Origin of the sequence: Lacticaseibacillus camelliae DSM 22697 = JCM 13995 (assembly GCF_001311195.1) — a bacterium.
Taxonomy (GTDB): Bacteria; Bacillota; Bacilli; order Lactobacillales; family Lactobacillaceae; genus Lacticaseibacillus; species Lacticaseibacillus camelliae.
Genome location: NZ_BBAJ01000087.1, coordinates 1 through 8,698, shown reverse-complemented (window position 1 = coordinate 8,698; position 8,698 = coordinate 1). Strand labels below are relative to the sequence as shown.

Below are 8,698 nucleotides of genomic sequence, written 5' to 3'. Positions count from 1 at the left end.
GTCGCCGATGAAATCGTGGCCGTCAAACGTGCGGCCGTCTGGCAGGGTGACGGTTTCGCCGGCCTTAAGCTTGGCGTACACCGGTCCAGCTGGGATCTTGGCCTGCTGGACCTTGGCGATCATCAACTCGCCTTCGTGCGGCTTCTCCTCCACGCGGAAGCCGAAGCACGCGATGCGGTGGTTCAGCGGCGCAAAGGTCACGCGGAAGGTCGCGTCGTCGAGGATCACGCCAGGCGTTTTCAACAGCACAAAGTTCAACTTGTACGGCAGGTGGGTGCCGGTCACGGCCAGGCTGGTTTTCACAAAGCGCTCAATGCCCTCCGGCCCGTAAATGGTCAGCGGGGTCTCGCCGCCTTGGTTGGCGCGGCTGGTCAAAAAAACCAGGCAGGCCGTAAATGTGATCGCCGTGCAGGTGGGTGATGAAGATTTTAGCCACCTTGCGCGGGCGAATACTGGTTTGCAGGATCTGGTGCTGGGTGCCTTCGCCGCAGTCAAACAGCCAGACCTCGTTGCGCTCATCCAGCAGCTTCAACGCTGTGCTGGAGACGTTACGCGCCTTAGAAGGCGAGCCGGCGCCGGTGCCAAGAAATAAGAGTTCCATTGATTTTTCATCCTAACTATAGGTCACGTTCGCCTTATTTTATCACAACCGCCGACGCCGCAAAAACAGGGCCAAGCAGCGCTCGACCCCATCATTGCTTTGCGTGTGCGACGACGTTTTTCGTGATGTACGCCGCGTAATACTTGTTGCCGGTCGGGTTCGGGTGCACCTGATCGTCGTAGAACCAGTCGGGGTGCCCGTTGGCATACCCGTGCCAGTCGATGACGGTCAAGTTGCGGAACCGCTTAGTGCCGGCCTGCAGCATCTGGTTGACCGAGTTCTGCCACGGCCGCGTCGGCACCTGGGCGTTGACCCAGAAGACGTGCCGGTTCGGCCCGATGGCCTGCATCATCGCGTCCATTTGCGCCGTGGTAAACGGCCCGTTGGTGCCCAGCTCGATCACGACGTTGTCCGCAAGCGCCCCTTGGTCCGCGTAGGACTTGACCAACGCGACCGAGTCGCCCATTTGCCGCGCGACTTTGCCGTCGATGAAGGCTTGGGCATCAGCTGCTGCAAGGTCGGCTTGGCGTCCAGCAGGACCGAATCCCCAATGGCCGAAACCAGCGTCGTCTGCGCCTGCTGCAGCTCACCCTGCGAGATGCCGTACGCCTCAAAGTCCTGGTTGACCGGATGCGCGTACTTGCTGCTGGCAGAGGCCGAAGCGGCACTGCTGCTTTGACTGCTCGATTTGCTCGAGGACTGGGCCTTTTTCTGGGCCCGCAGCGCCTTCTTGGTCTTTTCCAGCGCGGCCTTTTTTCTGGGCCGCCGTTTCCTGGTTGGCTTTCAGGTGCACTTCCTCGGCGCTTTCCGCCTCCTTGGCAAACGGCGCCTGGGCGACCCCGGCGACGCCAAGCACTGCAATCATCGCAGCCAGCGTCACCCCAATCCGGGCAAAAGCGGCCCCCGGTGCCGCCGTGCCGCAGCCGCTGCCAGAACGCCTGCAGCTGTGGCTTGGTGACATGCGCGGCGGGCTGCTCGATGAAGCGGTACGACAGCTCGCTGATCACCAGAATAATGGCGACCTCGATCACCGGGTAAAGCACGGGGTGATCGGCAACGTTCCGGAACGCATTTTCAAAAAAAAGATCATGACCGGGAACTGGTAGATGTAAATCCCGTAGCTGCGCGTACCGATCCAGTGGAAGACCGGGTTGGAAAGCAGCTTGCCCCACAAGGTGGCGGGGCTGGCGATCACGGCCACCAGTGCCATGGCTAGCAGGGAAAAACCAACCATGCCGCCTTCGTACAAGGCGCTGCTTTGGTCGGACAGGTTCAACAAACTGGCGACCATCGCCACGGCCGCAACGGTGCCGACCCCGTCCAGCAGCACGCGGCTGGGCAGCGGCAAATCGGGGGCAAGCTTTTGACTCGGCCAGACAAATGCCAACGCGCTGCCCATCAGCAGGGCGAAAATGCGCGTGTCCGTGCCGTAATACAGCCGGCTGGGATCGCCGCCGCCCAGCATGGTCATGCGGTAAAGCACCAGCATCCAGAGCCCGCTGGCCAGCGCCAAGCCCATGGTCGCCGCAAACCGCTTGCCGTTGGTTTTTAGCAGCTTCATGAGCAAAAGAAAGATAAACGGCCAGATGATGTAGTACTGGCCCTCGATGGACAGTGTCCACAGGTGAACGAACGGCGACTCGTTATGCGCGAACCGCTCGAAGTACGACTGCCCGTTGGCGATCTGCCACCAGTTGTAAACCAGCGCCAAGTTGCTGATGACAATTTTGTGCAGATTCACCAACAAGTCGCGCGCAAACAGCCCAATGTACGCACTGGCCCCCAGCAGCACGGTCACCAGTGCCGGGTACAGCCGCCGGATCCGTTTGCCGAAAAATTGGCCGAGCTTCAGCTTCCCGCCTTCGCGGTCGTACTGCCGCACAAACCCATCCGTGATCAGGTATCCTGAGATCACGAAGAAAAGTAATACCCCTAAATATCCGCCCTGAAACAGGTCGGGCCGCAGGTGATAGAGAATGACCCCGATCACCCCAATGGTCCGCAACCCGTCAAAGCCGCCGATGTAACGCCGTTTTGGCTGGGCTGACTCCATGCTATCCCGCCTTACTTGTCCTGCCTAATTATTCAACAAATTCAAACGTAAAGTCGTCAATGGCGACCGTGTCGCCGGTTTTGGCCCCGGCTTCGCGCAGTGCATCGTCGACCCCGATGCCGCGCAGCTGCCGCGCAAAGCGCAGCGCGCCGTCGTCGTGTTCGAGGTTGGCCATTTTGAACAGCCGCTCGACCTTCGTCCCGCTGAGAATGAAGGTGCCGTCATCATCGCGCGAGACGGACACTTCAGCCTCGGTCGGCTTTTCGTGCGCCAGCGCCTGCTCCGCCGTGGCCTTCGGTTCAAAGACCGGTGCGGCCTTCAGCGCCTTGGCGGTGTCCTGCATCAGCTGGGTGACGCCGGTGTGGGTGATGCTGGAGATCGCGTAAATGTGATCCGCCGGCACCCCTTCCTTGATCAGCGCGGCCTTAAAGTCGGCAAACCGTTCCTTGGCCCCTGGCATGTCAGTTTGGTCGCCACGACCAGCTGTGGGCGCTTCAAAATATTATCGTCGTAAGTACCAAACTCTTTTCTGATTTGGTGGTAATCATCCAGCGGCTCGCGGCCGTTTTCTGGATCCATTTCGACCAGGTGCAGGATCACCCGCGTGCGCTCAACGTGGCGCAGGAACTGAAAGCCCAGGCCCACGCCGTTCGAGGCCCCTTCGATCAGCCCCGGCAGATCCGCCATGACAAAGTCGGACCCGTCGTCCAGCTGCACCATCCCCAGGTTCGGGGTCAGCGTCGTGAACTGGTAAGCCGCGATCTTCGGCTTGGCCGAAGTCACCACGGACAGCAGGGTCGACTTACCGACGGACGGAAAGCCCACCAGCCCAACATCCGCCAGCACCTTGAGTTCCAGAGTGACGAAGCGGTGCTGGCCCGGCTCGCCATTTTCGGCAATTTCCGGTGCCGTGTTTTTCGGCGAGACAAAATGCACGTTGCCCCGGCCGCCGCGGCCGCCACGCGCGACAGTCAGCTCCTGGCCCGGCTTCGTCAAATCGCCGATCACTTGGTGTGTGTCGGCATCGTAAACCGTGGTGCCCGCCGGAACGGCCAGACGAATGTCCTCCGCCTTGCGCCCGTACATCTGCTTGCCCAGGCCGTTGCCGCCGGCCTTCGCGTGAAAATGCCGCTGGTAGCGAAAATCCATCAGCGTGCGCAACCCTGGGTCCACGTAGAGCACAATGCTGCCGCCGTGGCCGCCATCGCCGCCGGCCGGCCCACCAAAGGGCACGAACTTTTCGTGGCGAAATGCCACCATCCCGTCGCCGCCTTTGCCGGCCTCAACTTCTACTGTCACTTGATCGACAAACATGAGCTCCTCCTTATTAGTAAGTCTAAGTGTCAAGCATACGGGTTTTCGCCCGTTGGTGCAAACCAATATCACTGGCAATTATACTAGATTACCGGTCCCGCGTCAGGTCCGCTTGGACACAAAAAGAAATCGGCTCAGGGGAAAGCCGATTTCTCACATAGTAGCAATGATTGGGTTGACCCCGTCCGAAGTGCCAACCTGTCTTGACTGACAAGTACAGGATAACATCAGTCATAAAAAAAGAACGGACATTTTCAAAAGTAAACCCGGTCATTTTTATGGAATCGTTTATACGCCTTGCGGTAAGCGCTGGGCGTCATACCCTTCCAGCCCTTAAAATTACGCGCCAAGGCCCGCTGATTGGCAAACCCGACCGCCGTGGCGACATAATCGATCGGCTTATTGGACGTCAATAGCAGCTCGCGCGCCTTCATCAGCCGCACCTGGCGCAGGTAACGCGTCACGGACATCTTCAGGCTGGCCTGGAACTGGGCGTTGAGCGTGGTGGCTGACACGTGCAGCTGCTTGGCCAAACTCGAAGGAGTCAGGGGCTCCGCAAAGTCCTGATCGATGAGACTCATCGCGCGGTCCACCAGTGGCGGATTGACCCGCACCGCCGGCGTCTGCAGCGGCGCCTTGAAGTGCTCGGCAAGCAGCGCCAGGACCCGGTAAAACGCGCTGAGGGTGCGCAGCCGGCTCACGTCATCGCCTTCGCTTGCCTTCTCCCGGTACATGGCCATCATCGAAGACCACAGCGCGTCGTAGGCCTTGGCGGCGGTTCCCCCTGCCGGCCGGCCGTGCAGCGTGAAGTGCCAGTTGACCGAATCCGGCAGCAGCTGCGTCAAAAAGTTGGGATCGATTTGAAACCCGTACTCGCACCAGTCGTCGCGCTGCTCCGCCGTTGAGCTGTGCACTACGCGCGGATCGATGGCCCACAGACTGCCGGGCTGAAACACCGACGTCACCCCGTCTTGGACGACCGTCAGGCTGCCACCGGCGATCAGGCAGTTGATCTCCAGCCCCTGATGCCAGTGCGGCGCCACGTCGCGCATGGTGCTTGACGTGCGGACATAGTCGCGAAACGGAAAATGCGGCGTCAGCTGAATGATCTCGTGCCGAATCTCTGCCATCGTGCTCACCTCTTTTCCCCTATATTAAAACAGATCCCGCCAAATGGAAGACGGGATCTGGTTTGAGTTAGGCCCGCGCCATGCGGAACCCGCTCCAAGGCTTGAGGTAGCCGAGCAGGAACAGCTCATCCGGGGCCAGGTGGCCGACCACGTTGACGCGGCCGTCGTTTGGCATGTCACGCAACGCAATTTGGGTCTCGCCCTTGTACTGGCCGAATTTCTCATTGTCGATCAGCACGTCACCGCGTTTGATCGGTTCCGTGTGGTGCGGCGGAAAGTCGCGGTCCTTATACGTCACGCGGGTCTGGGTGCTCCGCAGCAGGTACTCGGAGCGGTCGCCGCGGTAACTGTGGTCATTTTTGAACAGCAGCTCGGCTTCCAAGTCCGAAATATCGGCATCTGGCACGACCTTGAGGACTGGGTACTCGGCAAACCAGGCATCATGGGCGGCTTGAGCTCCGCCTCGCTGGCATAGGCGTTGCCGATGATGACATCGTTAATGGTGTCCAGCAGCACGTAATGCTTGACCTGGGTTTCGATCGGCAGGTGCCGGTGGTCCTCCAGCGTGCACAGCCCGTCCTGCGTCGGCCACGGGCCAAAGGTCGCGGCCTGCGAGGTAATGAAGGCGGCAGTGTTCAGGTTGTACTTGGTGTACATCGCGGTGGCCTGATCGAAGAAGGCCTGACCGAGGCCGGAGAACTGGTGCGGGTAGAAGTTGTGCGAGCCCAGCAGGTTCTCGCGGTTCGGCGAGTACGACATGATGTTGTCGATGTAGTGCGTGCCCGAGGACATGTTGACTTCAATCTTCAGGCCATACGGGTTGCGCGTCATGCGCGCCTCTTCGGCCCCGGTGAAGCCGAGGTCCAGCCGCACGCCCCAGGCGCCGAGGTCCTTGAAGAACTTCTGGTTGTCATAAGTGACACCCAGCTGCTCGAACAGCGCCGGGTTCATGTCGACCATGACCTCCATGCCCAGGCTGTTGGCGTGGTCGATCACCTTTTTAAAGCTGGCAACGACAGTGTCCGCATCGCCTTTGATTTCCAGCAGCGAGGTGAACACGCGCTTGAAGCCGTACTTAGCAGCCAGATCCAGGTAGGCTGCGTCTTTTTCATAAGTGGAACGCTCCGGATAAACGGAGACGCCTAATTTTCCCATGAGTATGATCCCCCTTTTCTTTCTCTAGGTTAGCATATTGGCCTACACCAATGAAAGTGATTACGCCTAATTTGTGGGAACAATTTTTGAGATGACGTATTGTGAACGGTTAAGTCAAACTTTATGACGGTTTTTGAACGTTATGTATTGATTTTGAATGCTGCCAGCGTATAATGACTTCGAGAGGTGAGGAAAGTGCTTACAGAAGAACGTCATCGCTACATCAAAGCCGCCCTGCGTCAGCAAGGCGTGGTCAAAGCCAAGGACCTCATGCAGGCACTGACTGCTTCGGAGTCAACCATTCGCCGCGACCTCCAGGACCTGGAGGAGCAAGGCGCCCTGCGCCGCATTCACGGGGGCGCGGAACGCCTGGCCGACGCGGCCGTTGAACCCAGCGTCCGGGAAAAAGCCACACGGGACCTGATCGAAAAGCAGCGGATCGCCAAGGCGGCCGCAGCCATGATTCCAAACCACGCCACCATTTTTCTGGATGCCGGCACCAGCACGGGGCAAATGATTCCCCTGTTGGTCGGCAAGGACATCACGGTGGTCACCACTGGAGTCGACAACGCCAGCCAGCTGGCCGACTATCAGGTCGCCACGCGCATGCTGCCCGGCACCGTGAAGCCAGCAACGAAGGCACTGATCGGCGCCACCACCGCCCACGCGATGGCGGCTTGCCACTTCGACCTGGCGTTTCTGGGCACCAACGGCGTCCACCTGAAGTACGGGCTCACCACCCCTGATGAAGAGGAAGCGGCGATCAAGCGCGTGGCCATTGAACGCGCCACCCAAACCGTGGTGCTGGCCGACCCCAGCAAGTTCGGGCAGGTCAGCTTCGCCAAGTTCGGCGATTTAGCCGATGCGACAATCCTCACCACGGCACTTGGTCAGCTCGCACAGTACTACGAAGATCAACCCACAATCAAGGAGGTTACCAATTGATTTATTCCGTTACCCTAAACCCGTCAATCGACTACGTGGTCACGCTTGAGCATCTGCAGCTCGGACTGGTCAACCGGCTCGATTCGGCGCTCACCCTGCCCGGCGGCAAGGGCATCAACGTCTCGCGCATTCTCAAGGCGCTGGGCCAAGGCAGTACCGCGCTGGGCTTTATGGGCGGCTTCACCGGCCGCTTCATTGAAGAAAGCCTGCAGCAGCTCGGCCTGCCCTGCGCCTTCACGAAGGTCACAGAACCGACCCGCATCAACGTGAAGCTGCGCGCGGAAAGTGAAACCGAACTGAACGCAGCGGGCCCGACCATCAGCGAGGAAGAAATCGCCGCCTTCAAGGCCAACCTGCAGCAGCGCTTGCAGCCCGGCGACGTGGTCGTTATGGCCGGCAGTTTGCCAAACGGCTTGCCAGAAAGCTTCTATCGCGACCTGATTCCACTGATTCACGCGCGAAGGCCGAGTTTGTGATCGACACCACGGGGCAAGCTCTGCTGGACACCCTGGAGGAACATCCCCTGGTGGTCAAGCCAAATCACCACGAACTGGCTGCGCTGTTCGGCGATGCCGAATACACCGACTTGAGCCAGGTGGTCGCAGCCGGCCGCAAGCTCTTAAAACTGGGCGCGCAGCACGTGCTGGTTTCCATGGCCGGCAAAGGTGCGCTGCTAGTGGAAGCCGACAAGGCCTACCACGGCAGTGCCGCGCCTGGCCAGGTGGTCAACTCGGTGGGCGCCGGTGACTCAATGCTGGCAGGCTTTACCGGCACGCTGGCTGAGACTGAGGACCCGCTTGAGGCCTTCAAGGTCGGCATCGCGTGCGGCAGCGCGACCACCTATTCTAAGGACCTAGCCGACCGCGCGAAGATCGACGAAGTTTATCGCACTATCACAATGGAGGAAGTGTAATCATGGATATTCGTGACTTATTACTCAAAAACGTCATGATCATGGACCTAAAGGCCACCGATCAGCGCGGCGCGATCGACGAAATGGTCGCCAAGTACAAGGCGGAAGGCATTATCGATGACGACCAGTTGTATAAGGAAGACATCCTTAAGCGCGAGGCCGAGTCCACCACCGGCATCGGCGACGGAATCGCAATGCCGCACGCCAAGGATAAGGCCGTCAAGCGCGCCACTGTCCTGTTTGCCAAGAGTGAGGCCGGTATCGAGTACCACGCCTTAGACGGCCAGCCGGTCCACCTGTTCTTCATGATCGCCGCTCCCGAAGGGGCCAACAACACGCACCTGCAGGCGCTGGCTGCCCTGTCATCCCTGCTGATTAACCCCGACCTGGTCGCGGCCTTGAAAAAAGGCGCAGACCCCGGACGAGGTCCTGCAACTGTTCGGTGACGCGCAGGAAGCCAAGGACGCCAAAGACAAGGCCGATGAGGCTAAGGCGGCCAAGCAGGACGCCGAGCGCCAAGCTGCCGCGGCAGCCGCAAGTGCCGCTCCGGCCGCCGGCCAAAAAGCCGTTTGTCGTGGCTGTCACCG

2 protein-coding genes and 6 pseudogenes are annotated in these 8,698 nt (G+C 59.9%); 3 read left to right on the top strand and 5 right to left on the bottom strand.

The features are described 5' to 3' along the window. The 5 genes and pseudogenes from JCM13995_RS11785 to JCM13995_RS11765 form a co-directional block, all read right to left on the bottom strand. Positions 1-601 (bottom strand): annotated as a pseudogene (locus tag JCM13995_RS11785) (MBL fold metallo-hydrolase); the annotation flags it as partial. A 91-nt stretch (positions 602-692) separates the two neighbouring features. Beyond that, positions 693-2,654 (bottom strand): annotated as a pseudogene (locus JCM13995_RS17860) (acyltransferase family protein). 28 nt (positions 2,655-2,682) lie between these two features. Continuing rightward, a pseudogene (gene obgE / locus JCM13995_RS11775) lies at positions 2,683-3,968 on the bottom strand (GTPase ObgE). A gap of 254 nt (positions 3,969-4,222) precedes the next feature. After that, on the bottom strand, positions 4,223-5,098 hold the full coding sequence (locus tag JCM13995_RS11770; protein ID WP_054665887.1) for an AraC family transcriptional regulator: 876 nt from the start codon (positions 5,096-5,098) through the stop codon (positions 4,223-4,225). A gap of 67 nt (positions 5,099-5,165) precedes the next feature. Beyond that, a pseudogene (locus tag JCM13995_RS11765) lies at positions 5,166-6,253 on the bottom strand (DUF871 domain-containing protein). Between the two features lie 195 nt (positions 6,254-6,448). Here JCM13995_RS11765 and JCM13995_RS11760 point away from each other — a divergent pair. The 3 genes and pseudogenes from JCM13995_RS11760 to JCM13995_RS11750 all read left to right on the top strand — a co-directional run. Next, positions 6,449-7,198 (top strand): DeoR/GlpR family DNA-binding transcription regulator, encoded by a 750-nt coding sequence (locus JCM13995_RS11760; protein WP_054665884.1) that lies wholly within the window; start codon positions 6,449-6,451, stop codon positions 7,196-7,198. Further along, a pseudogene (pfkB, locus tag JCM13995_RS11755) lies at positions 7,195-8,111 on the top strand (1-phosphofructokinase). Before JCM13995_RS11760 ends, pfkB begins: the two are co-directional and overlap by 4 nt. 2 nt (positions 8,112-8,113) lie before the next feature. After that, a pseudogene (locus JCM13995_RS11750) lies at positions 8,114-8,698 on the top strand (PTS sugar transporter subunit IIA); the annotation flags it as partial.

Coding starts and splice junctions, on each gene's coding strand:
- JCM13995_RS11770 (WP_054665887.1), bottom strand. CDS start 5,098: ATGGCAGAGATTCGGCACGAGATCATTCAGCTGACGCCGCATTTTCCG.